Genomic DNA, 26,622 nt, shown 5'->3' on the forward strand with positions numbered 1-26,622 from the left:
GATCGAAAGCCCTATGACTGACGCACCATCACCAGACGCCATGCAGCCCGTCGAGGCCGCAGAGCCCGTCCGCGCCCGTCCGCGGCGGGCAAAGCTGTTCGTCCTCTTCGCTGCCTTCGCGGTCTTCGCCTACGTGTTCGACCAGCTGACCAAGCTCTGGGTGACGACCACCATGACCGAGGGCGAGCGGATCCCCGTCTTTCCGCCGTTGCTGCACTGGTTCTACATCCGCAACTCGGGGGCGGCGTTCTCGATCGGCGAGAACGTCACCTGGGTGTTCACGATCATCATGGCGGCTGTGTCTGTCGCGATCCTGCTGCAGCTGCGCAAGCTCGGCTCGCTCTGGTGGGCGCTGGCGCTGGGGCTGCTGCTCGGCGGCGCACTCGGCAACCTGACGGACCGGCTGTTCCGCGAGCCGTCTTTCGCGATGGGCCATGTGGTGGACTTCATCCAGCTGCCAAACTTCGCGATCTTCAACATTGCCGACTCCGCGGTCGTCTCCGCCGTCGTGATCATCTGCCTGCTCACGCTCCGCGGGATTTCCCTGGATGGCTCGCGCCAAACGAAGGATACGGTGGCTAACGATGTCTGAAACTGCCTCAGGAAACGCCGCTGACATGGCGGCCGATATGGCCGGCGAAGCCGGCACCGCACCCGCCGGGCACCACCGCTTCACCGTCACGGAGGACCTCGCCGGTTCCCGCGTGGACGCCGGCCTGGCCAGGCTGATGGACATCTCCCGCTCCCAGGCCGCCGTCCTGATCGCCGAAGGCAACGTCACCAGCAACGCAGGGAAGGTCGGGAAATCCCTCAAGCTCACCCTGGGCACCGTACTCGAGGTCGTGGTGCCGGACCGCAGGGACCCCCTGGAAATCGTGGAGGAAGTAGTGGACGACCTGTTGATCCTGCTGGACGATGACGAATTTGTCGTCATCGACAAACCGGTCGGCGTGGCCGCCCACCCCTCGCCCGGCTGGGTGGGACCCACAGTGGTGGGTGGCCTCGCCGGGCTCGGCTACCGGATTTCGACGTCGGGTGCCCCGGAGCGCGCCGGCATCGTCCACCGGCTCGACGTCGGGACCTCCGGCGTCATGGTGGTCGCCAAGACCGAAAATGCCTACACGGTGCTCAAGCGCGCCTTCAAGGAACGCACCGTGGACAAGGTCTACCACGCCGTCGTCCAGGGCCTTCCCGATCCGCTGGCGGGCACCATCGACGCGCCCATCGGCCGGCACCCGGGCCATGACTGGCGGTTCGCGGTGACTGAGGACGGCCGTGACTCGGTGACGCACTATGAGGTTCTGGAAGCCTTCGGGAAGGCCTCACTCGTTGAGGTGCACCTCGAAACGGGCCGCACCCACCAGATCCGCGTGCACTTCGCGGCCCTGCGCCACCCCTGCGCCGGCGACCTCACCTACGGCGCGGACCCGCGGCTGGCCGCCACCCTCGGGCTGACCCGGCAGTGGCTGCACGCCAGGGAACTGTCCTTCGACCACCCGCGGACAGGGGAGCGGGTTACCGTCGCCAGCGAGTACCCGCAGGACCTGCAGTACGCGCTGACGGTCCTGGAGTCCGGAAACGCCTGAGCCGCACGGCACGGGCGGCCTGAATCCACAGGCATTCTGCCGGGCCGGCGGATCCTGCCGGCCTGGCCGGCAGGATCCGTCCGCACCGCCGTGGCTGCACGCCGCCGTCGCGGCGCGGCACTAGAATGGTGCGGTGACTTCCAGCAACGACTCGTTTGTCCATCTCCACAACCACACCGAGTACTCGATGCTGGACGGTGCCGCCCGGCTCGGTGAGCTATTCGACGAAACCGAGCGGCTCGGCATGCCGGCCCTCGCCACGACGGACCACGGCTACCTGTTCGGGGCCTTCGACTTCTGGAAGCGCGCAACAGACCAGGGCATCAGGCCCATCATCGGCGTCGAAGCCTATGTGACTCCCGGGACCGCCCGCACGGACAAGACCCGTGTGCGCTGGGGCGAGGAACACCAGCGCAAGGACGACATTTCCGGCGGTGGCTCTTACACGCACATGACCCTGCTCAGCTACAACAACGTGGGCATGCGGAACCTCTTCCGGGCCTCCTCGATCGCCTCATTGGACTCGGTCTTCGGCAAATGGCCCCGGCTGGACCGTGAGCTGCTGAACACGTACTCGGAAGGGCTCATCGCCACCACCGGCTGCCCGTCCGGCGAGGTCCAGACCCGGCTGCGGCTCGGCCAGTACCGCGAGGCGCTGGAAGCCGCGGCCGAGTTCCGCGACATCTTCGGTGCCGAGAACTACTTCTGCGAACTCATGGACCACGGCCTGGACATCGAACGGCGCGTCACCGGCGACCTGCTGCGCCTGGCCAAGGACCTGAACCTGCCGCTGGTGGCCACCAACGACCTGCACTACACGCACGAGCACGACGCGAAGGCGCATGAGGCCCTGCTGGCCATCCAGTCCGGCTCCACCCTCCTGGAGCCGACCTACGACAACGGCGGCTCGCGCTTCGCCTTCTCCGGCAGCGGCTACTACCTGAAGTCACCGCAGGAAATGCGCGAGCTGTTCCGCGACCACCCGGAGGCGTGCGACAACACGCTCCTGATCGCCGAACGCTGCGAAGTCTCATTCAACACCGGCGCCAACTACATGCCCCGGTTCCCCTGCCCGGAGGGGGAGGACGAAACGTCCTGGCTGGTCAAGGAAGTGGACAAGGGGCTCCACTACCGCTATCCCCAGGGCATCCCGGACAAGGTCCGCAAGCAGGCCGACTATGAGCTCGAAGTCATCACCTCCATGGGCTTCCCGGGCTACTTCCTGGTGGTGGCCGACTTCATCAACTGGGCCAAGAACAACGGCATCCGGGTCGGTCCCGGGCGTGGCTCCGGTGCTGGCTCCATGGTGGCCTACGCCATGCGCATCACCGACCTTGACCCGCTGCACCACGGCCTGATCTTCGAACGCTTCCTCAACCCGGACCGCGTCTCCATGCCTGACTTCGACGTCGACTTCGATGACCGGCGCCGCTCCGAAGTGATCGACTATGTCACGCGCAAATACGGCGATGAACGCGTGGCGATGATCGTCACGTATGGCACCATCAAGACCAAGCAGGCCCTCAAGGATTCTTCGCGCGTGCTGGGCTACCCGTTCAGCATGGGCGAAACACTGACCAAGGCGCTGCCTCCGGCCGTGATGGCCAAGGACATCCCGCTGGCCGATATCCAGAACCCCCAGTCCAAGCGCTACAGCGAAGCCGGCGACTTCCGCCAGCTGATCAGCACCGACCCGGAGGCCGCCAAGGTCTTCGAAACGGCGCTGGGCATCGAGGGCCTGAAGCGGCAATGGGGCGTGCACGCCGCCGGCGTGATCATGTCCTCGGACCCCATCATCGACGTGATTCCGATCATGCGCCGCTTCCAGGACGGCCAGGTCATCACCCAGTTCGACTACCCGACGTCCGAAGGCCTCGGCCTGATCAAAATGGACTTCCTCGGGCTGCGAAACCTGACGATCATTTCCGATGCCCTCGAAAACATCAAAATGAACCGCGGCATCGACCTCGACCTCGAAACGCTCGAGTTGGATGACACGGCGTCCTACGAGCTGCTGGCCCGGGGAGACACGCTCGGAGTCTTCCAGCTCGACGGCGGCCCCATGCGGTCCCTGCTCAAGCTGATGAAGCCTGACAACTTCGAAGACATCTCCGCCGTGCTGGCCCTCTATCGGCCCGGACCCATGGGCGCCAACGCGCACACCGACTACGCGCTGCGCAAGAACAAGATCCAGGAAGTCATCCCGATCCACCCGGAGCTTGAGGAACCGCTGTCCGAAATCCTCGGCGGGACCTACGGGCTGATCGTGTATCAAGAGCAGGTCATGGCCGTGGCGCAGAAGCTCGCCGGCTATACCCTGGGCCAGGCCGATATCCTGCGCCGCGCCATGGGCAAGAAAAAGAAATCCGAGCTGGACAAGCAGTTCGCCGGTTTCTCCCAGGGCATGCAGGACAACGGCTACTCCATGGCCGCGGTCAAGACCCTCTGGGACATCCTGCTGCCGTTCTCCGACTACGCCTTCAACAAGGCGCACTCGGCCGCCTACGGCGTGATCTCCTACTGGACCGCGTACCTGAAGGCGCACTATGCGCCGGAGTACATGGCCGCCCTGCTGACCTCGGTGGGCGACGACAAGGACAAATCGGCGATCTACCTCAACGAATGCCGGCGCATGGGCATCACGGTGCTGCCGCCCGACGTCAATGAGTCAGCTCTCAACTTCACCCCTGTGGGCACCGACATCCGTTTCGGCATGGGCGCCATCCGCAACGTCGGCGTGAACGCCGTCGAGGCCATGGTGGCGGCGCGCGAAAAAGAAGGCGCCTATACCTCCTTCAAGGACTACCTCCTGAAGGTCCCGGCGGTGGTCTGCAACAAGCGCACCATCGAATCCCTGATCAAGGCCGGCGCCTTCGATTCGCTGGGCCACCCCCGGCGTGCCCTGGCCATGATCCATGAAGAAGCGATCGACTCCGTCATCACCCTCAAGCGCAACGAGGCGATCGGCCAGTTCGACCTCTTCGCCGGCTTTGAGGACCAGGAGCCCGAGGCGTCGCTCAGCACGGAGATCCCGGATCTGCCGGAATGGGAGAAGAAGGACAAGCTGGCGTTCGAGCGCGACATGCTCGGCCTCTACGTCTCCGACCACCCGCTGCAAGGGCTGGAAGGGCTCCTGAGCCAGCACGCCGACCGGTCGATTACTTCGATCATCGCCGAAGACGGGCCGCCGGACGGCTCGATCGTCACCATCGCGGGCATGATCACCTCGCTCAGCCGGAGGATCGCCAAGGCCAGCGGCAACGCCTACGCCCGCGCCGAAATCGAGGACCTCGCCGGTTCCATGGAGGTCATGTTCTTCGGCCAGGTCTACGGCCCCATCGCCTCGGTGCTCGCGGAGGACCTGATCGTGGTGGTCAAGGGCCGCCTGCAGCGGCGCGACGACGGCGCCGTCACCTTGAACTGCATGGAACTCTCTGTGCCGGACCTCAGCGATAGCCAGAACGGGCCCGTGGTGATCACCATGGCCACGCACAAGGCCACCGAGGCCGTGGTCACCGAGCTCGGCGACGTGCTGCGCACCCACCGCGGAAATTCGGAGGTCCGGCTGCACCTGCAAGGCGACACCCGGGTGGAGGTCATGGGCCTGCCGGTGCACCTCCGCGTCAACCCGAGCCCGTCACTGTTCGGCGACCTGAAGGTGCTGCTCGGCCCGACCTGCCTCGATAACTGACATGCAGGGGTTGCTGGCCGCCAGGCAAGGCTGAGTGATCCAGGGCGCCCCGAGTCCCTCCCGCCCCGCCAGGGTTCACGCATGGTATCCGAGGATCAGCTTTGCGGGTTGAGCGTTCCCCGGGCGATGCTGTCGGCGGAGTGGGCCGGGTTCCCGTTGTATGGCTGGTTGGAGACGTCCACGATGGGGTACTGGGCCAGGTCAATGCCGTCCGGGATGGTGAAGCTGCCGGATTCATTGTCGAGGACACCCAGGCTGACCATTCTGGACAGGTCGGCAGAGCCGACCCACACTCCCCGGAATCCGGTGATGTGGTCGTTGGAGAGCCGGATGATCAGGTGCCGGGTTCCATCGGGGAGTTGCTCCACCCGGGCATCTCCGCCCCCGGTATGTGCGGGCAGCGGAGTCAGGGACGTTTGGGCGACGACTGTCGAAGCGGGACCCGACTGGGTGGAGGTGGGTGCGGGAGTGCCGGTGCGTCCGAGCACTCCGGCAGCGGTCCATCCGGCGGCCGTGCCAAGAACGATTCCGGCCGCAGCCGCGATAATCCACAGACCGGGACGGCCATGCCCATCTTTGGCGCTGGGCCGCAGTGGGATCGGTGCCGGCTTCGTGCCGTCGCCGTGGTTCGGGCGCGCCTGCCCCGCGGCAGGTTTCTCCGGTGCGGCTGGCGTCTCCGGGGCAGGGGGCCCAGAGCTGGGCTGGCTCAGGGGATCCGTGGCGAGGGCCGGCGAGAGGCCGAGGGCCTGATGGATGGCAGCCCAGTTCTGGCTGCCGGGTTGCTCGAGTTCGATGCCTGCGGTGTCGAGGGTGGCAACGTGCACGGCATGTTGCAGGCCTCGGAGGGTTTCGCTGCACATGGGGCAGCTGGCGAGGTGGTCGGCGTCGGCGTCCGTGCCCAGGGGCTCGCCAAGGGCCAGCAGACTGAGAAGTTCGGCGTCAAGGTGTTCCATGTTCCACCTCCAGGCGGGTGCGTAAGCGGGTGAGGCTGCGCCGGATGTGGCTTTTGACAGTACCGAGCGGCAGGTTGAGGCGCGACGAGATCTGGTCGTGAGTCAGGTCTTCATAGAACGCCAGCCGCATTATTGCTTGCTGTGGATCCCCTAAGTGCTCCAGTTCTTCGTCCAACGTCAGGCGGTCGGCGACCTCTTCGACGTCCCCGGCATCCGGGCGGGAAGCGGGGACAACGACCAAGAGAGCGGCCGCTTGTTCGAGATGGCGCTGGCGGGAGCGAGCGGACAAGGCGTCGGAAATTGCATTGCGGGTGATCCCGATCAGCCATGCCGGCAGCCGCGCCGCCTCCGGGCGAAAAGTCGTCCGTGATTTCCAGGCCCGAATGAAGACCTCCTGGGTGACGTCGTCGGCAGCGGCACGCTCTCCCAAGGATCTCAGCGCCAGCGTGTAGACGAGCGGACTGAACCGGCGGTACGCCTCCGCGAGGACGCGTTCGTCGCCGCCGGCAAATGCGTGATCGAGACCGGAGTCCCAATCGTGCGATGCGGCAGCCTCCATCAGGTGCTCCTTTGAGCGGCAATGGCCCCTGTTGGACCACATTATGCCGCTCCCGCGGGGACTCCGCCATGCTCGAACCGGGTCAGCCCTCCGGGCTGTCACTGTGCGCGTGCCGGTGGGGCCGCGGTTGATGCGACCCCACCGGGCGAGAAAACAGGGTGCCTGCTGGAGCTCCGGATGGCTTACTCGTCGTGGCCTTTGTGTCCGCGCGAGTCCACTACCTGTACGGCGACCCCAAGGTTGTTGTCGGCGACGCTTCCCCAGGCGTAGACGATGGTGTTTTTCCCCGCAGTGACCTTGACGTCGGCCGGGCCGATCAGCGGGTCAGTGGTTCCCTCGGCTGCGACCGAGGCCGGGACGGTGCCGGCCTTGAGGGTAAGGGTCTTTTGATGCCGGTTGGTGAGTCCCTCAATGACCGCGTTCCCACCGGCCAGGACATCGACGGCGGGGGCCGCAGCGACGTGCCTGACGGTCAGCCTGCCCTTTCCATCCGGACTGGCGGAAGTGCTATTGCTGAAAAGGGTGGCCGTGGGCTTCCCGTCAGCGGCCAGATGAGCGACCGCTGTGTAGTCCCGACCAGCTTCGAGGTCCACCGTGACCGGACCTATCACGGGGTGGTCGGCGCTGGTGGCGTCGGCACCGGTGATGGCGACCTTGTGGTCTCCGTCGGGGACGTTCAACGGCCCGGCCAATGTGCCCGGCGTGAAGTTATCCAGGGTGAGTTTGCCGTCGACCCAGACGTCCACGGTCAGGCCCGGAACGCCGTGGAGGACGGAGAGTTTTGCCGTTCCCTCGTCGCTGTGGTGCCAGGTCCCGGCCTGGGCCGGGGAGGCCAGGGCCACTGCTGCCAGCAGCGTCATTGCTCCGGTGGCTGCAGAGAGTGTCTTGCGCATTTCCAACTCCTCATCGGGGCCCCACTTGGGGGCGGTGGTTGTGCTTACACCCTTACTACCGGCCAGAGGCCGTCGCCGGATGCACCACCGGGGAAGTTTTAATGCGCGGCCCGTCGAGGCGTCTGTCAGATCTCGTAGTCGAGCGGAACGGGCTGGCTGTAGGCCCCCGAGTGGTAGAGCAGGGGAACGCCGTCGTCGCCGACCTGGCCCTCTACCACCTCGACCACCACGACGGCGTTGTTCTCGAAGGAGAGCCGCATCTGGACCTTGCCGATCAGCCAGCCGCTGACCCCCTTGAGCACGGGCACCTCGTGGGGTCCGAGCTCCCAGTGGTCGCCGTCGAACCGGTTGCCGGCCCGGGCGAAACGGTCGGCGAGCTCCTGGTTTTCCAGCCCGAGCATGTGCACGCCAATGTAGGTCGTGTTCGCCACGGCCGGCCACGAGCTGGAGGTCCTGGCCATGTTGAACGTAAAGCGCGGCGGCTTGGCGGACAGTGAGGCCACGGAGGTTGCCGTGAATCCGAACGGAACACCGTTGTGGTTGGCCGTGATGATGGCCACGCCCGCCGCGTGCCGGCGGAACATTTCCCTGAATGTTCCCTCGAAAATACCTTCATCTGTGGCCACTGCGATCCAACTCCCTGCTGCACGTGCGTGTCGTACTTCTACTCTGCCAGCGTATTGCGCAGGGGAATCGAGTGCGGCATTTTCTTTACGTCTCCCGTCATGTGCTGCCGGCCGGCGTCATGCGCCGCGGGAATCCTTGTTACCGTTTGTTGCATGACACAGTCCGCGATAGACGGCCCCGTCCACCACGCCGGGGAACCCGCACAGCCCGCGCATCCCGAGCGGCAGCCCGGACCCGGCGGGACATGGCGGAAGGCCGCGGTCATCGCGGCCGCCGGCATCCCGGTGGGGCTGCTCTGGTGGCTTCTGGCGCCGTCGGGCCTGAATGTCCTGACCGGAAACCCGGACCTCGCCGCCGGCACCAACACCGCCACCTGGCTGCCCCGGGACCTTGTGCTGGCGGGGCTGTGCCTGCTCGCAGGGTGCATCGCCGGGTCATTCGTCGCAGGCAACAAGCACCAACAGCCGGGCCCCGGCGCCGTCATCCTGGTGGTCCTCGCCGGCGCCGTCGGTGCGCTCATCGCCTGGGGAACCGGCGTGCTCAGCGCCCAATGGTGGGGAGCGCCGGCGGATACCTCGGCCAGCGCCAGCGTCGCCTTCTCCCTGCGCTCCTATGCGGTCCTCGCCATCTGGCCGGCAGCGATCGCCCTGGCGATCTTCCTGAACAGCCTCTTCCCGGGCAACGGCGGCAAACCCCGCCGCGGCGGGGCACGTAAAATGGTCGGGTGAGCCTAACTCCTGACAGCCCCGTGACCCCGATGACCGCCGCCCTTAACTTCCGCACGGTGGACGTGCGCGGCGCGCACCTGTCCCTCGCCGGACTCCGCGCAGCCGTGCCCCGGGCACAGTCCGGGACGATGGCCGACGCCGAAGACAAGGTCCTGGACATCATCTCCGCCGTCCGCACGCGGGGCTTCGGCGCACTGCGGGAGCTGGCCCTGGCTTTCGACGGCGTCGAGCAGACCCATCCCCGCGTTCCGGCCGAGGCGCTGCGTGCCGCCCTCGAGAACCTGGATCCCGCCGTGCGCGCGGCCCTGGAGGAATCCATCAAGCGGGCCCGCGCCTTCGCTGACGCCCAGCGCCCGGCGAACATCGACGTCGAACTCGGCGAGGGCGCCGTCGTCAGCCAGAACTGGGTGCCGGTAGCGCGTGTGGGGCTCTATGTCCCCGGCGGCCTGGCGGTCTACCCGTCCTCGGTGATCATGAACGTGGTCCCGGCCCTGGCCGCCGGCGTCGAATCGATTGCCCTGGCCTCGCCGCCGCAAAAGAAATTTGGCGGCCTCCCGCACCCAACGATCCTGGCTGCGGCCTGCCTGCTGGGCATCGAGGAGGTCTACGCGATCGGCGGGGCGCAGGCCATCGCCGCCTTCGCCTACGGCATCCCGGCCGACGCGTCCGACAGCGGCCGCCTCCCCGGGATCGACCCCGTGGATGTCGTCACCGGTCCCGGCAATATCTTCGTGGCCACCGCCAAGCGCCTGGTCAAAGGGGTTGTCGGGATCGATTCCGAGGCCGGCACCACGGAGATCGCGATCCTCGCGGACGCCACCGCCAGCCCGGCCCTCGTGGCCGCGGACCTCATCAGCCAGGCCGAGCACGACCCCAAGGCCGCCTCGGTCCTGTTCACCGACTCCGAGGCCCTCGCCGCCGCTGTCCGCGTGGAGCTTGAGCGGCAGGCAGCTGCCACCAAGCACTCCAGCCGGGTCCGCGAGGCACTTTCGGGCCCGCAATCCGGGGTGGTGCTGGTCGAGGACCTGGAGCAGGGCATTGCCGCCTGCGACGCGTACGCCGCGGAACACCTTGAAATCATGACCGCCGACGCCGCGCGGGTGGCCGGCCGGATCCGCAGCGCCGGTGCCATCTTCGTGGGGGACTACAGCCCCGTGAGCCTGGGCGACTACTGCGCCGGCTCCAACCACGTGCTGCCCACCAGCGGCACCGCGGCCTTCTCGTCCGGGCTGAACGTGACCACGTTCCTGCGCGCCATCCAGGTCATCAACTACAGCCGGGCCGCGTTGGAGCAGGTCAGCGGCCACATCGTCAGCCTCTCCGGCGCTGAGGACCTGCCGGCGCACGGCGAGGCCGTCACGGTGCGGTTCGCCGCCCGGTAGCCGGGCCGCCCCAAACCACTACATGTAGTAATTACAGGCTTGTTATTCAGCTACATCTAGTCGTAAACTGGCACTGATACAGCACGGACACGGCCGGATTGCGACGGCCGGATTGCGACAGGGGAGGAACCGACATGTATTGCCCGTTCTGCCGGAACCCTGATTCGCGCGTCGTGGACAGCCGGATCGCCGACGACGGCTCCGCCATCCGGCGCCGCCGGCAGTGCCCCGAATGCGGCCGCCGGTTCACCACCGTGGAAACCACGAGCCTGACCGTCATCAAGCGCTCCGGGGTCGGCGAGCCGTTCAGCCGCAGCAAGGTCATCAACGGCGTGCGCAAGGCCTGCCAGGGCCGCCCGGTCACCGAGGACGACCTTGCCCTGCTGGCGCAGGAAGTCGAGGAGGCGATCCGGGGCTCCGGCGCCGCCGAAATCGAGGCCCACGAAGTCGGGCTGGCGATCCTGGAGCCGCTGCAGCGCCTCGACGAGGTCGCCTACCTGCGGTTCGCCAGCGTTTACCAGGCCTTCGAATCGCTCGAAGACTTCGAGGCGGCGATTTCCCTGCTTCGCCATGAGGCCGAGACCAAGGGCCGGGACGGTAAGAGCCCGGACAAACGGCCGCTTCAGGCGCCGTCGTAGATTTCCTGATTGTCCTGGTGACTGCGTCCTAGGATCCGCCACGGACTCCGGTGGTGGCAGCGGAGGGGAAGCCGCAGCCACCACCGGCTCCACCTCCCCGCTCCATAAAAAATTGAGCTATCACTCCGGGTCGTTCCCAGCGTTCAGAACGACCCGGAGTGATAGCTCAATTGGCTTTTACAGCTCACTCGCTTTTTGTTTGGCGGGCCTTTATTTGGCCAACTTGTGCTTGAGGGCAATCTCGATGGCGGCGCCCACGATCCCGGCGTCGTTCTTCAGTTCGGCCGGGACGATCGGCGTGCGCAGCTTCAAGTGCGGCAGGTACTCGTCCGCACGCTTGGAGATGCCGCCGCCCACAATGAAGAGTTCGGGGGAGAACAGGAACTCCACGTGGGAGAAGTAGCGCTGCAGCAGCACGCTGTACTGTTCCCAGCTGAGGCCCTCGCGCTCACGGGCCACGGCCGAGGCTTTGGTCTCTGCGTCGAAGCCGTCGATTTCCAGGTGCCCGAGTTCGGCGTTGGGAACCAGTTTCCCGTCGAAGATGAACGCCGAACCGATGCCGGTGCCAAGGGTGATCACCAGCACGGTGCCGGCGACCCCCTCGCCTGCACCGAAGCGGGCCTCGGCGAGTCCGGCGGCGTCGGCGTCGTTGATGACCTCCACGGGGCGGCCGAGACGCGCCGTGAGCATGGCATCGATGTCGGCTTCCAGCCACGACTTGTCCACGTTCGCGGCAGAGTGGACCACGCCGTGCTGAATGATGCCGGGGAACGTGACCCCCACCGGGCTGCTGGGGTCGGGGGCACCGGAACGGGCAGAGAGTTCGGCGACAACCTGCGCGACGACTTCGGCCACGGACTCAGGGGTGGAGGGCTGCGGCGTCGGGAAGCGCACGCGGTCGCCGATCAGCTTCCCCTTCTTCAGGTCCACGATCCCGCCCTTGATTCCGGTCCCGCCGATGTCAATGCCGATCAGGGGGGCGTTCTTCTTCGACTTTTCGTCCTTCTTGGCCAATGTCGTTCCGTTCGTGGCAGGGGCGGGCTGTAGTGGCCGGGCGGGGCCGGCGGTGAAAGAGCAGGTGGTTCCGGGAACTAGCGTGTGGAGCAAACGGTCAGGGCAGCGTGAGGACCTCGGCGCCGGACTCCGTAACGAGCAGGGTGTGCTCGAACTGGGCGGTGCGCTTGCGGTCGCGGGTCACGACGGTCCAGTCATCGGCCCACATGTCCCAGTCAACGGTGCCCAGGGTCAGCATCGGCTCGATCGTGAACACCATACCGGTTTCCATGGTGGTGTTGTATGCGGGGGCCGCGTCATAGTGCGGAATGATCAGCCCGGTGTGGAAGGCTTCGCCAACCCCGTGCCCGGTAAAGTCGCGGACCACGCCGTAGCCGAAGCGTTTTGCGTAGGACTCGATGGTCCGGCCGATCACGTTGATTTCGCGGCCGGGTGCTACCGCCCGGATGGCGCGGTTCAGCGATTCCCGGGTGCGCTCGACGAGGAGGCGGGATTCCTCGTCGACGTCGCCGACCAGGAAGGTGTAGTTGGTGTCGCCATGGACGCCGCCGATGAAGGCCGTGATGTCGATGTTGAGGATGTCGCCGTCCTGGACCACCGTGCTGTCCGGGATTCCGTGGCAGATGACCTCGTTGAGGGAGGAACACAGGGACTTCGGAAAGCCGCGGTATCCGAGGGTGGAGGGGTAGGCGTAGTGGTCCAGCAGGAATTCATGGCCCACCCGGTCCAGCTGGTCGGTGGTGACGCCGGGTTCGATGTGCTTGCCGACCTCCACGATGGCCTGGGCGGCGATCTTGGAGGCGATCCGGATCTTCTCGATGGTCTCTGCCGACTTGACCTCGGACCCTGTGAACTTTGCAGGAGCCGGCTTGCCTACGTATTCCGGACGCGGGATGGACGGCGGTACGGGAAGCTGCGGGCTCACTGTCCCCGGGACCAGCGTGCCGATGGGTGCAGTTGAGGCTAGAGAAGGCATAGATTGATCATATAAGTAGCCGGGCGCAGCCCGGAAAATACAGCCCGGAAAATACAGCCCGGAAAATACAGCCCGGAAAATACAGCCGCAAAATACAAACGCCCACAGCAGGGCAGTACGGCCGGAATAGTGGCAGGACTGCCGCGTGGACACTCAACCCCGGACACGCTCCGGGCCATAAAGGAGCTCCGATGCCCGAATACTGGTACAACGTCAACACCCACGAGATCGAGGAAGACGCGATGTCCGACTGGAGCCAGCTGATCGGACCGTACAAGACCCGTGAGGAAGCCGAACACGCCCTGGAAAAGGTCAAGGCGCGCAACGAGGCGTGGGACAAGGACGAGGACGACTAGCCCGTACGGGCCTGCTGCGCCCGCGGTGGAATCCCGCGGCGACCGCGGACCGGACTTCGCACACGCTGACTGATTTTTCCCAGACCGTGATTCTCACCCTGTGAGGGTGAGTGCCGGCCGGTTGTCGCCCGCCATACTGGGAAAATGCCGACGCGCGTTGCCCGCACCCGCGGCGCCCGAATCTCAGACCTCGCCAGGCTCGCCCTTGCCTGGGCTGCCTCGACGGTAGCCCTCATTATCACCGGCGCCCTGCTGCCGGGGTTCTCTGCGGCCAGCTGGTGGTCATACGCCGCCGTGGCGGCGGCAGCCGGCCTCGTCGGCCTGGTCCTGCGCCCCGTGCTGGTGGAGATCTCGGCCAGGGTGGGCTGGGTGGCAGTGCTTCTTACCGCCCTGGTGGGGCAGGCCCTGATCATGTACGTCGCCATCCGTCTGGTGCCCGGCATCGAGTCGACGCCGTTGACGGCCCTCGCCGCTACCTGGGTCAGTGCCGTCGTGGGCACGCTCATCTCCTGGGCCACCACAGCCGGAACCGATGACGGGCTGATCACCTCGCTGGCCGGAAGGGCACGGCGGCAGGAAACGGTGACCGATCCGGAGGTGGACGGTGTCCTGTTCGTCCAGCTCGACGGGGTCCCCTTCCCGGTGCTGCAGTGGGCGGTCCAGTCCGGGGGAGTGCCCCATCTCCGGCGCTGGCTGGCCTCGGGGGATTACCAGTTCCGTGAATGGACTCCCCAGCTGCCCTGCACCACGCCGGCGAGCCAGATGGGCATTCTGCACGGCACGGTCGACGGGATCCCGGCCTTCCGGTGGTATGACCGTGAGCTCCAACGCGTCCTGGTGGCCAACCGTCCGGCAGACGCCCGGGTGATCGAGGACAGGCACAGCACTGGCCAGGGCCTGCTCTGCGACGACGGCGTCTCCATCTCGAACCTGTTCACCGGTGACGCGCCCCGCTCGTTCTTGACGATGAGCCGGGTGGAGGTCCGGCGCGGCTCCACCCAGACCCGCCGGGCGTTCGCCTGGTTTTTTGCCACCCCTAACGGCTTCATGCGCAGCTTCACGCGGACCGTCGGCGAGATCTTCAAGGAGCGTTGGCAGGCCCGGAGACAGATCAAACGTGACCTCAACCCGCGGGTGCGGCGGGACTGGACCTTCGCCCTGCTGCGGGCTGTCACCAACGGTCTGCTGCGGGACCTGAACACGGCCCTGGTGGCGGAGGAGCTGCGTCGCGGCACGAAGTGCATCTATGTCGACTACGTTGACTACGACGAGATCGCCCACCACGCAGGCATGTTCCGCCCCGAGTCGCTTGCAGCCCTGGATGGTTTGGACCGCACGCTCGGTGCCTTGGCCGAACTCGCCGGGTCCGCTCCCCGCCGCTACCGGCTGGTGGTGCTCTCGGACCACGGCCAGTCCCAAGGCACGCCGTTCGCGGACAAATATGACCAGACGCTTGGCGATCTGTGCGCGGAACTGATGCAGGAACACGTTCAGAACGTGGACGCATCCGTCGAGGGACTCGGGCGGGCGGACTCCATCGCCGGCGACGTCGCCTCTGGCGGATTGTCGGGGAAGCTCGCCGGCCGTGCCGACGAGGTGCTGACCAAGGCACAAGAGACGCCGGCTCCGGGCGACGCCGCCGAGGATCCGGTAGTCGTGTTGGGCTCGGGCAACCTGGGCCTGGTGTACTTGAGGGGTGACCGGCGCCTGAGTCTCCAGGCCCTCGAACATCAGTGGCCGGCCCTGGTCCCCGGCCTGGCGGGCCATCCCGGCGTCGGGTTCGTGGCCGGCATCGATGACGACGGCGGGGCGTGGGCGATCGGAAGCGGTGGGCGCCGCAACATCACCAGTGGGGCAGTGGAGGGCACCGACCCGCTGGCAGGCTTCGGGCCGCATGCGGCGCGGGTGCTGAAGCTCGCGCTGATGCACCCCGAGGCGCCGGATCTCTACGTCAACAGCACGGTGGATCCCGTGACCGGCGACGTCGCAGCCTTCGAAGGCCTCGTGGGATCCCACGGGGGCCTGGGCGGTTGGCAGGACCGCGCCATGCTGATGGGCCCGGCCGATCTCATGGCAGGGCTGCCCGAGCGGATCGAGGGGGCCGGCGAACTCCACCAGGTGCTCGTGGCGATGCTCGAGTCCTGCGGCCAGCGCGCCACGACGGCGTCCCGCGACTAAGCGACTGGTTGGGGATCCCCAGGGGCCGGGCCAGTCCGAGGCCCGCGGCTTACGCGGCTGACACGGGGGCGACCCATGACTCGCCGGGAGCAAGGACGACTGCCGTGCAGCCAGGAGCCTGCTTCGCCACGGCGTCGGCAAACCGGTGCCCGGGCCGCTCGAGCCAGCTCCGGGCAAAGTTGGTGACGAACGGAGGGTGCAGCGTCCCCCAGTGCACCGGCAGGGCAAACCGCGCGCCGCTCATCGCGACAGCCCGGGCGGCGGTCTCTGGAGTCAGGTGGCCCGCCGAGAGCCTCGGTCCCCACCCCCAGACCGGCACCAGGGCGACATCGATCGGGCCTGCCGCCATGGCGGGGAGCGCGGCCATCTCCGGAAACAACCCCGTGTCACCCGCGATCCACACCGTGCCCGACGGGCCACGAACGAGCTGGCCATTCGCGTCGTTGGGACGGTGCGGCATCGGTCGGCTGCGATGCTCGGCCGGCACCTGGCGGATCTGGACCCCGTTGCCTACCGGGGTCCAGCCGTCACCCAAGGAGGCTGTGTGCGCCAGCTTTCGGCGCCGCAGCCAGGCCACGTTCGCCGGCGCGCTCATCAGCACCGCCCCGCGCAGCAGGCGCAGGGAGCGCAACTCGGCGTGGTCGTGGTGCAGATGGGAGAGGAGCACCACGTCCGGTCGGTCCCACGACGCCGGGTCCGGCCGCGGTGCCAGGCGTCGGAGCAGCCCGGCATGGGAACGGAGCAGCGGATCGGTCAAGACCCGAACCCCGTCGAGATCCAGAACCACCGAGGAGTGACCAAGCCAGGTGATTCTCATGTCGGGCGTGGCCCGATTTCGTGTCAGGCCAGGGCCTTGGCCTTGAGGGAATCAAACTCGGTCTGGTTGATGGCTCCGGAATCAAGCAGCGCCCTGGCATCTGCGATCTGGGCGGCCGGGCTGGCCGTCGAGCCTGCGGCCTGCTTGATGTACTCCTGCTGGGCAGCCTGCTGCTGGGCCACAATCTTCATTTGACGATCGGCCATGCTGCGGCCCCGGGCGATCAAGTAGATGAGGGCGCCGAGCCAGGGAACGAAGATCAGCAGGATAACCCAGCCGGCCTTGGCCCAGCCGCTGAGCTCGTGGTCGCTGAACAAGTCCATCAGGCAGCGGAACCACACCATCAGCGCAGCGATCCAGATGAAGAACCAGAAACTCCACAGCAGAACGTCCCAGAAGCTATTCGTGTCCATCGATACTCCTCGAATCGTGTCCGTCGGAGCCTGACCTTACGCGGAGCGCATGAAACCGTCCGGGCCGGCGGAACATCTTGAGGTCCTAATGCAGACCTTAATGGTCAGTGTGCCCGCACTGGAGGCCCAACGCCTCGCCCATGAAGGATGATGTGTTGCCGAAGCGTCCCCTGATGAAGAAGGTCCGGGGCCTGCAGGCGGGGAACTAGAAGGAGTGTTCCGGGCCGGGGAACTGGCCCGAGCGCACGTCGTCGCCGTAGGCTTTTGCGGCATCGCTGAGGGACGTGCGCAGGTCGGCGTACTGCTTGACGAATTTCGCCATCTTTCCGCCGCGCAGGCCGGCCATGTCCTGCCACACCAGGACCTGTCCGGTCGTGGCGCTGCCGGCGCCGATGCCCACCGTGGGGACGTCGACGGCGGCGTCCACGGCGGCCGCCGTGGCGGCCGGGACCATTTCCATGAGCACGCTGAACGCGCCGGCGTCGGCCAGCGCGACGGCGTCGTCGATCAAGCGCTGGGCGTCATCGCCGCGGCCCTGGACGCGGTAGCCGCCGAGGGAGTGCTCGCTCTGCGGGGTGAAACCGATGTGCGCCATGACGGGGATGCCGGCCTGGACCATGGCGCGGACGGTCTCGGCGTAGAACTTTCCGCCTTCGATCTTGACGGCGTGGGCCAGGCCCTCTTTCAGGAACCGGACGCCGGTGGCGACCGCCTGCTGGGCGGAGACCTCGTAGCTGCCGAACGGCAGGTCGGCGACCACCAGGGCCCGTCGCGCGGAGCGGGCGACGGCCCGGCACAGCGGAAGGAGCTCGTCCACCGTCACGGGAAGGCTGGTCTCGTTGCCGAAGACGTTGTTGGAGGCCGAATCGCCCACCAGGAGCACCTCGATGCCTGCCTGGTCAAAGATTTCTGCGCTGTACTGGTCGTACGCGGTGAGCATGGCGAAGCGTTCACCGTTGACCTTGGCCGCCTGGAGATGGTGCGTGCGGATCCTGGCTGCCGGTTTCCGGGCCGCCTCCGCACCCCCGCCGGCGGTCCCGCCGGTGCCACCGGCCGACGTGGCCGATGAGGCGGCCGCTGAAGCCGCTGCCGGGCCGCTGCCGTAGGGGGCCGCAAGTTCTGCGGGCGTGCTGGAATCGGAGCTGTTACTTGAGGCCATGCCACGAGCGTAGTGCGAGACGAAGTGCCGCAGCTACCGGGAGACGCCTTCGTGTGCCGTGAATCACATCACGCGGGCGGTCCGTGCGACGGCGCATTGCCGCCGAGCGCCGCGAATTCGACCGCCTGTATGTTAACGGTGTGTTACGCGGGGGTCCGGCTTCGGTAATCGGTGGCAATGCTTAGTAAAGTGAACCGTGAGCAGCCGCGGGGCCCATGAATGCCGGGCCTGGGGCGGATGGAAGAACCGGAAAGAGGCCAGTATGGACCGCCAGCAAGAGTTTGTCCTGCGGACGATCGAAGAGCGCGACGTGCGGTTTGTGCGCCTGTGGTTCACCGACGTCGTGGGATCGCTCAAGTCCGTGGCCCTGGCCCCGGCCGAGGTGGAAGGCGCCTTCGAGGAAGGACTCGGATTCGACGGTTCCTCGATCGAAGGCCTGGCCCGCGTCTTCGAATCCGACATGCTGGCCCAGCCGGATCCGGCCACGTTCCAGATCCTGCCGTGGCGCGGCGAGACGGAGGCCACATCGCGGATGTTCTGCGACATCCTGACACCCGACGGCGAACCTTCCGCTGCGGACCCACGCAACGTCCTCAAGCGCACCCTGGCCAAGGCCGCGGACATGGGCTTCACCTGCTACACCCACCCCGAGATCGAGTTCTACCTGCTCAAGTCCCAGGAACCCGGCCCCGACGGATCACCCGTCCCCGTGGATGAGGGCGGCTACTTCGACCACGTCCCGGGCGGCGTGGCCCAGGACTTCCGCCGGACCGCCGTGACCATGCTCGAATCGGTCGGCATCTCCGTCGAATTCAGCCACCATGAGGCCGGACCGGGCCAGAACGAAATCGACCTGCGCTACGCCGACGCGCTGCAGACCGCGGACAACATCATGACGTTCCGCACGGTCATCAAGGAAGTCGCGCTGCAGCAGGGCACGTATGCCACCTTCATGCCCAAGCCCTTCACCGCCCACCCGGGTTCCGGCATGCACACCCACTTCTCCCTCTTCGAAGGGGACACCAACGCCTTCTACGAGGCCGGTTCCGAGTTCCAGCTGTCCGAGACGGCGCGCCAGTTCATTGCCGGCATCCTCAAGCACGCCCCCGAATTCACGGCCGTGACCAACCAGTTCGTCAACTCCTACAAGCGGCTCTGGGGCGGGGGAGAGGCGCCGAGCTACCTGAGCTGGGGCCACAACAACCGCTCCGCCCTGGTCCGCGTCCCGCTGTACAAGCCCGGCAAGGGCCAGTCCGCGCGGATCGAATACCGTGGCATCGACTCCGCCGCCAACCCCTACCTGGCCTACGCCGTGCTCCTCGGTGCCGGCCTCAAGGGCATCGAGGAGGGCTACCAGCTCCCCGCCGCGGCCGAGGACGACATCTGGTCGCTGAGCTCGGCGGAACGCCGCGCCATGGGACACGACCCGCTGCCGGCCAGCCTGCACGACGCCATCCGGACCATGGAGGATTCCGAGCTCATGCCGCAGATCCTCGGCGAGCAGGTGTTCGAGCACTTCCTGCGCAACAAGCGTGCAGAATGGCAGGACTACCGCCTCCAGGTGACGCCCTACGAACTGCAGCGCAATCTCGGCATCCTGTAGGTTGCCCCGATGAGCCTGGCACGACGCCTCATTGCCGCCGGCTTCAGCGATCTGGACAAGGGCGAGCGGTTCCTGGCGGCCCGGGAACTGGAGGGACTCGACCAGGACGCCCTTTTCGCGGGGCTGCAGCTGGCGGCCAACCCGGACACGGCCCTGCAGTCCCTGGTCCGGCTGATCGAGAAGCACCCGGAGCTGCGCAAGCTTGCCGTCGCGGACCCGGAAAGCAGCGAACCGCTGTACCGGGTCCTGGGGGCCTCCGAGGCGCTGGGCGAGTTCCTCATCCGCCACCCCGAACACCTCGACGCCTTTGACGTCCGGGTCAGCCCGGAACCGCTGCCCGCCGACACCGTGGCCCTGCGCACCCGGCTGCTGCAGTCGGTCCGGGCCGATCCCAAGTCGGCCCGGCCGGTGGCCGCCCTGAGCGGTCAGGAAGCCTACGCGGCCCTGCGCACCGCCTACCGGCGCGGGCTCGTGGAGCTGGCCATCAAGGACCTGTGCGCGGCCGATCCGCTGGACTTTATGCCCGCCGCGGGTGCGGAACTGGCAGATCTCGCCGGCGCCGCCCTCGAGGCGGCCCTCGCCGTGTCCCGGGCCGAGGCGGCGGAGAAGTTCGACGCCGCGGAGGTGGCCGACGTCGGCCTCGCCGTGATCGGCATGGGCAAATGCGGTGCCCGCGAACTGAACTACATTTCCGACGTCGACGTCATCTACGTGATCGATTCCGGCGCGCTGGAGGAGACCCGGGCCACGACGATCGGCACCGTCCTGGCCTCCGGGATCTCACGCGCGATCATGTCCACGAGCCGCGAACCCGGACTGTGGGAAGTGGATGCGAACCTCCGGCCCGAGGGAAAGTCGGGGCCGCTGGTCCGGACCCTCGCCTCGCATGAGAGCTATTACGCGCGCTGGGCCGAGAGCTGGGAATTCCAGGCCCTGCTGAAGGCCCGGACCATCGCCGGCGACACCGCCCTGGGAGCCCGCTACGAAGCAGCGCTGACGCCCCTGATCTGGTCCTCGGCCGGGCGGGAGGGCTTTGTCGAATCCGTCCGCGCCATGCGCCGCCGCGTCACCGAGCACATTCCAGCCGAGGAGGAACAGCGGCAGATCAAGCTGGGCCGCGGCGGACTGCGCGACGTCGAATTCACCGTCCAGCTGCTGCAGCTCGTGCACGGCAAGTCCGATGAATCGTTGCGCCGCCGGGACACCACCTCGGCCATCGCCGCGCTGTCCGCCGGCGGGTACATCGGCCGCTCCGACGCCGCGGAGTTTGACCGCGACTACCGGTACCTGCGGCTGCTCGAACACAGGATCCAGCTGTTCCAGCTGCGCCGGACGCACCTCATGCCGGTGAACGAGGCGTCATTGCGGTCCCTCGCCAAGGCGGTCCTGGGACCGTTCTCCGCCGAGCGGCCCAAGCCGGACGCCCTGGTCGCGGCGTGGCGAAAAACCAAGCGCTCCGTGCGGGAACTCCACGAACGAATCTTCTACCGGCCCCTGCTCAATACCGTCGCCACCCTGAGCAGCGAAGAGGCACGCCTGACCCCGGAAGCCGCCCAGGGCCGCCTCGCCGCCCTCGGCTACCTCGATCCCCCCGGCGCCATGCGGCACATCGAGGCCCTCACCGCCGGCGTGAGCCGGCGCGCGGCACTCCAGCGCCAGCTCCTGCCCATCCTGCTGGACTGGCTCGCCGACGGCGTTGACCCCGACGCCGGGCTGCTCGCCTTCCGGCGGGTCAGCGAGGCCCTCGGCACAACACACTGGTACCTGGGCATGCTCCGGGATTCGACGGCCGCGGCCGAACGGCTCTGCCACGTGCTCGCCAACTCCCGGCTGATCGCGGACCTGCTGGAGGTTTCGCCCGAATCAGTGGCGTGGCTGGGCACGGACAAGGAACTGGTGCCGCTCAGCTTCGAATCCCAATGGCTTGAGATCACCTCGAAGATGTCCCGGCACGCGGACCCGGAGAGCGCCATGCGGCTGATCCGGCTGATCCGGCGCCGGGAAATCCTCCGGGTCGCCATCGCGGACAGCGCCGGGCTGCTGGACCAGGACCAGGTGGGGGAAGCCCTTGCCGACACCGACCGGGCCGCCGTCCTGGGGGCGCTGCGCGTGGCGGAGACAATCGTCACCGTCGAGGAACCGCTGAAGACCCACGTGCTGGTGGTCGCGATGGGCCGTCAGGGCGGCCGGGAGATCGGCTACGGGTCGGACGCCGACGTCATGTACGTCCACCGCGGGCTCCCCGGCGTGCCGGAAGAGGAGGCACAGGCTCAGGCCCTGCAGATCGTGGGCAAGCTCTCCAGCCTGCTGACCCAGCCGCTCAAACCGGCGATCCTGGCCGAGCGGGTGCTCGCGGTGGACGCGGACCTGCGCCCCGAGGGCAAGAGCGGGCCCATGGTGCGGTCGCTGGAGTCCTATGCCGAGTACTACCGCCGGTGGTCCCTCGTCTGGGAGGCCCAGGCGTTGCTGCGGGCGCGCCCCATGGCCGGCGACGATGCCCTGGCCGAGGACTTCGTGGCGCTGATCGACACCATCCGGTACCCGGAGTCTTTGTCTGACCAGGACGTGCGGGAGGTGCGGCGGGTCAAGGCCAGGGTCGAGGCGGAGCGCCTGCCGCGCGGCGCCGATCCCGCCCGTCACCTGAAGCTTGGCCGGGGCGGGCTGAGCGACGTCGAATGGCTGGCCCAGCTGCTCCAGCTCCGCCACGCCGGCCGGCACCCGGAGCTGCGGACCACGTCCACGGTGGACGCGCTCGAGGCGGCCGCGGCACTGGACCTGATCGACGCCGGGGACACCGTCATCCTCCTCCGGGCCTGGCGGCTGGCGAGCCGGATCCGTTCGGCCAACGTCATCTGGACCGGCCGGCCCTCGGACCTGCTGCCCTCGTCCCGCCGCGACCTTGAGGCGGTGGCCCGCTGGTGCGGCTACGGACAAGGCAACGCCGCGGCGCTGGAGGAGGACTACCTGCGGTTGAGCCGGCGCGCCCGGGCGGTATTCGAGCGGGTCTTCTACGGCCAATAGCGCCCGGCGGCGGCCTGCCGGCTGCAGACAGGGTCTACTGACACTTGCTGCGGGCGGTGCTACCTTGGGCCAATGGCCAGGCAACTTTTTGTGAACCTTCCCGTCCGGAACCTCGATAAGACCGTTGAATTCTTCACGGCGCTGGGATTCTCCTTCAACCCCGACTTCACCGATGAGAACGCCACCTGCATGATCGTCAACGACGGCGCGTACGTGATGCTGCTCGTCGAGTCCTATTTCAAGACCTTCACCTCGAAGTCCGTCGCCGCTACGGCCGGCACCGCCGAGGTCATCATGTCCTTCTCGCTTGAGAGCCGCGAAGCCGTGGACGAGGTCATCCGTACCGCCCTGACCTCCGGGGGCACGGCATCGGAGGAAGCCCAGGACTACGGCTTCATGTACACCCACAGCTTCCAGGACCCTGACGGCCACCTCTGGGAAGTCTTCTGGATGGATCCGGCCGGACCTCCCAAGGACGCTGCGCTGTAGCCGCAGCCCTGTAGCCGCAGTCCTGCAGCCGCAGTCCTGCAGGCAGGGGCGCCGGTGGCGCGGGTACGCTGTCTACATGTCCGGACACGTATGGCTGCTGCCTTTGAAGAACCTCGACGACGACGCCCGGGCAATCAAGCTTGGGGAGATCGCGCTGCTGGAGCTCGGCGAGGGGCAGCAGAAGTTCGTGGGGGACCCGCTGCGGATGATGCTGATCGGGCTCGAGGAAGAGTCTCGGCACCCGTTCGCCGTGGATGCGAACGGGGCCGCCGTGGGAGTCCTGACGCTCCAGGCCGGAGCGGCGACCCTCGCCGGCTGGGCCGAGGACCACACCGCCTGGCTCCTGCGGGGCTTCCTGATCGACCGGCGGCAGCAGGGCAAGGGCCTCGGCACCCTCGCCGCGGAGGCCGCCGTGCGGGAGGCAGCCAAACTGACGGCGGGCCTCGGCAGCGGCCAGACCGGCGTCGTACTCTCCGTCAACGAACTGAACCCCGGCGGGCAAGCCGCTTACCGCAACGCCGGATTCGAGGACGGCGGCCGCTATGAAGGCGGCGACGCCGGCCCGCAGCGCGTCATGTACCGGGCATTCTGAACCGGGCGGTTTGAACCCCCATACGCATTTCCGTCAGTCGCGGGCAGCGGAACGTCAACTGTAGTTGACGCCGCCCGGTGATCGCACCCGCGCACTGTCCCGGACCGCATTCAACACTCGGGCGCTTGATGAGTTCTTGCGACCCCTTGACAGGCTTCAACCGAAAGGACGAGCATGTCGGTCACCAAAACCCTTTCGACGTCAGCGGCAAACTTTCCGCCAGATTGTCCCGAACGCAGGCTCATCGTTTACAAAGGCGGCGCTCACGGTTTGCCCGGCACCGAATGCGAGCCGCTCGACACCGACCTGCTCGCAGTCATCGATTCCGACAGCCGCACCTGAACACGAGAAGGAAGAAGCTATGTCGCAAACTGAGGCGCCCGACACGATCGTGCTCGTTCACGGGCTGTGGATGACCCCGCGCAGCTGGGAGGACTGGAAGGCGTACTACGAAGCCAAGGGCTTTACAGTGCTCACGCCCGCCTACCCTGGATTCGAGATCGAAGTCGAGGCGCTGCGCGAGAACCCCGACATCATCGCGAACTTGACGGTGCCGGAAACCGTGGACCACATCGCGGCGCAGATCGGGGCGCTACCGAAACCGCCGATTATCATGGGTCACTCGTTCGGCGGGACGCTCACTCAGCTCCTCGTCGCCCGAGGCCTTGGGGCCGCTGCCGTCGCCATTAACTCCGCACCGACGGAGGGAGTGCGCGTGACCCCACTGTCGCAGGCGCGGTCACTGTTTCCGGCACTAAAGAACCCGGCCAACATCCACAAGGCAGTCGCGTTCACGCCAGAAGAGTTCCACTACGCGTTCACAAACACGCTCTCCAAGGAGGCCTCCGACGCGGTTTGGGAAAAGTACGCAATCGCCGCTCCCGGGAACTGGGTGTGGGCGTACGGACTGATCGCAAACTTCAAGCCCGGACCCCAGGAAACGTGGGTCGACTATTCGATCGAGCGGGCGCCGCTCCTCTTCATCGCCGGCGGCGCAGATCACATCATGCCCCCGGCGGTCAACAAATCGAATGCGAAGCACTGGGGGAAGTCGCCCTCCCTCACCGCGTATCACGAGTTCCCCGGCCGGTCGCACTGGACCTGCGGCGAGCCCGGCTGGGAACAAGTGGCCGACTACGCGTTGGATTGGGCACTCGCACCCGCAACCACGGCCATATGACCGGGCGTCGGAGCAAGCGGATTGTGGCATGACAAAAGGGCCGGCCACGGGTTGATACCCGTGGCCGGCCCTTGATTGTTTCGCGAATCCGCGGCGAGGCGGCCTAAGCCGTCTTCACTCGCAGGGTGCGACTAGACGCCGTAGTAGAGCTCGAACTCGTACGGGTTCGGGCGCAGCGAGAGCGGACGGATCTCGTTCTCGTACTTGTACTCGATCCAGGTGTCGATCAGGTCCTGGGTGAAGACGCCGCCGGCCTGCAGGAACTCGTTGTCCTCGGCCAGTGCATCCAGGGCCTCCTCGAGGGTGCCCGGAGCCTTGGGGATGTCCTTGGCTTCTTCGGCCGGGAGCTCGTAGAGGTCCTTGTCGATCGGAGCCGGGGGTTCGATCCGGTTGCGGATGCCGTCGATGCCGGCCATCAGCTGGGCAGCGAACGCCAGGTACGGGTTGGAGGAGGGGTCCGGAGCGCGGAACTCGATGCGCTTGGCCTTCGGGTTGGAGCCCGTGATCGGGATACGGATACCGGCGGAGCGGTTGCCCTGCGAGTAAACCATGTTGACCGGGGCTTCGAAGCCCTTGACCAGGCGGCGGTAGGAGTTCACCGTCGGGTTGGTGAAGGCCAGGACGGCGGAGGAGTGCTTCAGCAGGCCACCGATGTACCAGCGGGCGGTGTCGGACAGGCCGGCGTAGCCCTTCTCGTCGTAGAACAGCGGCTCGCCGCCGGTCCACAGCGACTGGTGGCAGTGCATGCCCGAGCCGTTGTCACCGAAGACCGGCTTCGGCATGAAGGTCACGGACTTGCCCCAGGCATCGGCCGTGTTCTTGATGACGTACTTGAACTTCTGCAGGTCATCAGCCGCGTGGGTCAGGGTGGTGAACTTGTAGTTGATCTCAGCCTGGCCGGCGGAGCCGACTTCGTGGTGGCTGCGCTCGACCTCAAGGCCGGCCTCATCCAGGGCAACACACATGGCATCGCGCAGGTCGGCCTGCTTGTCGGTGGGGGAGACCGGGAAGTAACCGCCCTTGACCGGGGTCTTGTAGCCGAGGTTTCCGCCCTCTTCCTCACGGCCGGAGTTCCAGTGTGCTTCCTCGGAGTCGATCTTGTAGAAGCTGCCCTGCGGGGAGGACTGGTACTGGACGTTGTCGAAGACGAAGAACTCGGCCTCGGGAGCGAAGAACGCGGTGTCGGCGATGCCGGTGGAAGCCAGGTAGGCCTCCGCCTTCTCGGCCACGCCGCGGGGATCGCGGTGGTACGGGTCACCGGTACGCGGGTTCACGATCGAGAAGTTCAGCGCAAGGGTCTTCTCCATGCGGAACGTGTCGATGAACGCCGTCGTGACGTCCGGGATGAGCTGCATGTCAGACTCGGCGATGCCCTGGAAGCCGCGGATCGAAGATCCGTCGAAAAGCTGGCCGTTGACGAAGAAGTCGGCGTCAACGCTCTTGGCGGGCACGTTGAAGTGCTGCTGAACGCCAGGGAGATCGGTGAAGCGGATATCGACGAATTTGATGTCTTCGTCCTTGATGAACTTGAGGACTTCGTCCGCAGTCTTGAACATCTATGCTCCTTACGCATATGAAAGATCTGGCCGTCAGGCACATTTGTCCAGCGCAGTCCAACAGCGGGGAAGGCAAAAAAGCTTCCCCGCTTCGCAGTCGCTAGCAACTGTTACCACCCTAAGGACGCGGGATTTCCCCGCAGTGTCCGCATTGTTTCGGGGAGGTTACAGAATGTCCTGACACGTAAACGGTAGTCGCCAGTCCACACTG

Annotated in this window: 24 protein-coding genes; 14 read left to right on the forward strand and 10 right to left on the reverse strand. The window is 66.8% G+C overall.

The features are described from left to right. The first annotated feature begins 13 nt into the window (after positions 1-13). The 3 genes from lspA to dnaE all read left to right on the forward strand — a co-directional run bounded on the left by lspA (position 14) and on the right by dnaE (position 5,277). Positions 14-592 (forward strand): signal peptidase II, encoded by a 579-nt coding sequence (lspA, locus tag C566_RS0100435; RefSeq protein WP_026266244.1) that lies wholly within the window; start codon positions 14-16, stop codon positions 590-592. Positions 593-617: 25 nt separating this feature from the next. Then, positions 618-1,586 (forward strand): RluA family pseudouridine synthase, encoded by a 969-nt coding sequence (locus C566_RS0100440; RefSeq protein WP_018772356.1) that lies wholly within the window; start codon positions 618-620, stop codon positions 1,584-1,586. Between the two features lie 133 nt (positions 1,587-1,719). After that, positions 1,720-5,277: a DNA polymerase III subunit alpha gene (dnaE, locus tag C566_RS0100445; protein WP_018772357.1), complete on the forward strand. Its 3,558-nt coding sequence runs from the start codon at positions 1,720-1,722 to the stop codon at positions 5,275-5,277. Between the two features lie 95 nt (positions 5,278-5,372). Here dnaE and C566_RS0100450 read toward each other — a convergent pair whose 3' ends face one another. From C566_RS0100450 to C566_RS0100465, 4 genes are all read right to left on the reverse strand, one after another. Continuing rightward, entirely contained in the window at positions 5,373-6,230 is an 858-nt protein-coding gene (locus tag C566_RS0100450) for an anti-sigma factor (protein WP_018772358.1), read from the reverse strand. Beyond that, positions 6,217-6,789, reverse strand: a complete 573-nt coding sequence (locus tag C566_RS0100455) for an RNA polymerase sigma factor (RefSeq protein WP_018772359.1) — start codon at positions 6,787-6,789, stop codon at positions 6,217-6,219. Before C566_RS0100455 ends, C566_RS0100450 begins: the two co-directional genes overlap by 14 nt. 182 nt (positions 6,790-6,971) lie before the next feature. Next, on the reverse strand, positions 6,972-7,682 hold the full coding sequence (locus C566_RS0100460; RefSeq protein WP_018772360.1) for a DUF4397 domain-containing protein: 711 nt from the start codon (positions 7,680-7,682) through the stop codon (positions 6,972-6,974). A gap of 125 nt (positions 7,683-7,807) precedes the next feature. Further along, on the reverse strand, positions 7,808-8,266 hold the full coding sequence (locus tag C566_RS0100465) for a flavin reductase family protein (RefSeq protein ID WP_018772361.1): 459 nt from the start codon (positions 8,264-8,266) through the stop codon (positions 7,808-7,810). Positions 8,267-8,461: 195 nt separating this feature from the next. Here C566_RS0100465 and C566_RS0100470 point away from each other — a divergent pair, with 195 nt between their 5' ends. The 3 genes from C566_RS0100470 to nrdR all read left to right on the forward strand — a co-directional run bounded on the left by C566_RS0100470 (position 8,462) and on the right by nrdR (position 11,057). Continuing rightward, entirely contained in the window at positions 8,462-9,037 is a 576-nt protein-coding gene (locus tag C566_RS0100470) for a hypothetical protein (protein WP_018772362.1), read from the forward strand. Between the two features lie 29 nt (positions 9,038-9,066). Further along, a complete protein-coding gene (gene hisD, locus C566_RS0100475; protein ID WP_018772363.1) occupies positions 9,067-10,419 on the forward strand; it encodes a histidinol dehydrogenase in 1,353 nt (450 codons plus the stop codon). Positions 10,420-10,553: 134 nt separating this feature from the next. After that, positions 10,554-11,057: a transcriptional regulator NrdR gene (gene nrdR / locus C566_RS0100480; RefSeq protein WP_018772364.1), complete on the forward strand. Its 504-nt coding sequence runs from the start codon at positions 10,554-10,556 to the stop codon at positions 11,055-11,057. A 210-nt stretch (positions 11,058-11,267) separates the two neighbouring features. Here the strand turns inward: nrdR and ppgK are convergent, their stop codons facing one another. Both ppgK and map read right to left on the reverse strand, forming a co-directional pair. Further along, on the reverse strand, positions 11,268-12,071 hold the full coding sequence (gene ppgK / locus C566_RS0100485; protein ID WP_018772365.1) for a polyphosphate--glucose phosphotransferase: 804 nt from the start codon (positions 12,069-12,071) through the stop codon (positions 11,268-11,270). Positions 12,072-12,168: 97 nt separating this feature from the next. Then, positions 12,169-13,047 carry a type I methionyl aminopeptidase gene (map, locus tag C566_RS0100490; protein ID WP_026266247.1) on the reverse strand — a complete coding sequence of 293 codons (879 nt, stop codon included), beginning with the start codon at positions 13,045-13,047 and terminating at the stop codon, positions 12,169-12,171. A 191-nt stretch (positions 13,048-13,238) separates the two neighbouring features. On the opposite strand from map, the gene C566_RS22545 reads away from it, so the two are divergent. Together C566_RS22545 and C566_RS20360 are read left to right on the forward strand one after the other, a co-directional pair. Further along, positions 13,239-13,403 (forward strand): SPOR domain-containing protein, encoded by a 165-nt coding sequence (locus C566_RS22545; protein ID WP_018772367.1) that lies wholly within the window; start codon positions 13,239-13,241, stop codon positions 13,401-13,403. 144 nt (positions 13,404-13,547) lie between these two features. Further along, a complete protein-coding gene (locus tag C566_RS20360) occupies positions 13,548-15,581 on the forward strand; it encodes a phage holin family protein (RefSeq protein WP_018772368.1) in 2,034 nt (677 codons plus the stop codon). Between the two features lie 49 nt (positions 15,582-15,630). Here the strand turns inward: C566_RS20360 and C566_RS0100505 are convergent, their stop codons facing one another. The 3 genes from C566_RS0100505 to panB all read right to left on the reverse strand — a co-directional run bounded on the left by C566_RS0100505 (position 15,631) and on the right by panB (position 17,970). Next, entirely contained in the window at positions 15,631-16,398 is a 768-nt protein-coding gene (locus C566_RS0100505) for an MBL fold metallo-hydrolase (RefSeq protein ID WP_018772369.1), read from the reverse strand. A gap of 23 nt (positions 16,399-16,421) precedes the next feature. Further along, positions 16,422-16,811 (reverse strand): SHOCT domain-containing protein, encoded by a 390-nt coding sequence (locus C566_RS0100510; RefSeq protein ID WP_018772370.1) that lies wholly within the window; start codon positions 16,809-16,811, stop codon positions 16,422-16,424. A 205-nt stretch (positions 16,812-17,016) separates the two neighbouring features. Beyond that, entirely contained in the window at positions 17,017-17,970 is a 954-nt protein-coding gene (gene panB / locus C566_RS0100515) for a 3-methyl-2-oxobutanoate hydroxymethyltransferase (RefSeq protein WP_018772371.1), read from the reverse strand. 262 nt (positions 17,971-18,232) lie between these two features. Here panB and glnA (C566_RS0100520) point away from each other — a divergent pair, with 262 nt between their 5' ends. The 6 genes from glnA (C566_RS0100520) to C566_RS0100545 all read left to right on the forward strand — a co-directional run bounded on the left by glnA (C566_RS0100520) (position 18,233) and on the right by C566_RS0100545 (position 24,855). Further along, positions 18,233-19,573, forward strand: coding sequence for a type I glutamate--ammonia ligase (gene glnA / locus C566_RS0100520; protein WP_018772372.1), 1,341 nt, complete (start codon positions 18,233-18,235; stop codon positions 19,571-19,573). A gap of 9 nt (positions 19,574-19,582) precedes the next feature. Further along, positions 19,583-22,594 (forward strand): bifunctional [glutamine synthetase] adenylyltransferase/[glutamine synthetase]-adenylyl-L-tyrosine phosphorylase, encoded by a 3,012-nt coding sequence (locus tag C566_RS0100525; protein WP_018772373.1) that lies wholly within the window; start codon positions 19,583-19,585, stop codon positions 22,592-22,594. A gap of 72 nt (positions 22,595-22,666) precedes the next feature. Beyond that, on the forward strand, positions 22,667-23,083 hold the full coding sequence (locus tag C566_RS0100530) for a VOC family protein (protein WP_026266248.1): 417 nt from the start codon (positions 22,667-22,669) through the stop codon (positions 23,081-23,083). A gap of 76 nt (positions 23,084-23,159) precedes the next feature. Next, the gene (locus C566_RS0100535) at positions 23,160-23,675 is read left to right on the forward strand and encodes a GNAT family N-acetyltransferase (RefSeq protein ID WP_018772375.1); all 516 of its coding nucleotides are present in this window, start codon (positions 23,160-23,162) and stop codon (positions 23,673-23,675) included. Between the two features lie 174 nt (positions 23,676-23,849). After that, positions 23,850-24,017, forward strand: a complete 168-nt coding sequence (locus C566_RS22550; protein WP_018772376.1) for a hypothetical protein — start codon at positions 23,850-23,852, stop codon at positions 24,015-24,017. 19 nt (positions 24,018-24,036) lie between these two features. After that, positions 24,037-24,855 (forward strand): alpha/beta hydrolase, encoded by an 819-nt coding sequence (locus tag C566_RS0100545; RefSeq protein ID WP_018772377.1) that lies wholly within the window; start codon positions 24,037-24,039, stop codon positions 24,853-24,855. Between the two features lie 131 nt (positions 24,856-24,986). On the opposite strand, the gene glnA (C566_RS0100550) is transcribed toward C566_RS0100545, so the two are convergent. Further along, the gene (glnA, locus tag C566_RS0100550; protein WP_018772378.1) at positions 24,987-26,411 is read right to left on the reverse strand and encodes a type I glutamate--ammonia ligase; all 1,425 of its coding nucleotides are present in this window, start codon (positions 26,409-26,411) and stop codon (positions 24,987-24,989) included. Positions 26,412-26,622: the final 211 nt, after the last annotated feature.

Origin of the sequence: Arthrobacter sp. 131MFCol6.1, assembly GCF_000374925.1 — a bacterium.
Taxonomy (GTDB): domain Bacteria; phylum Actinomycetota; class Actinomycetes; order Actinomycetales; family Micrococcaceae; genus Arthrobacter.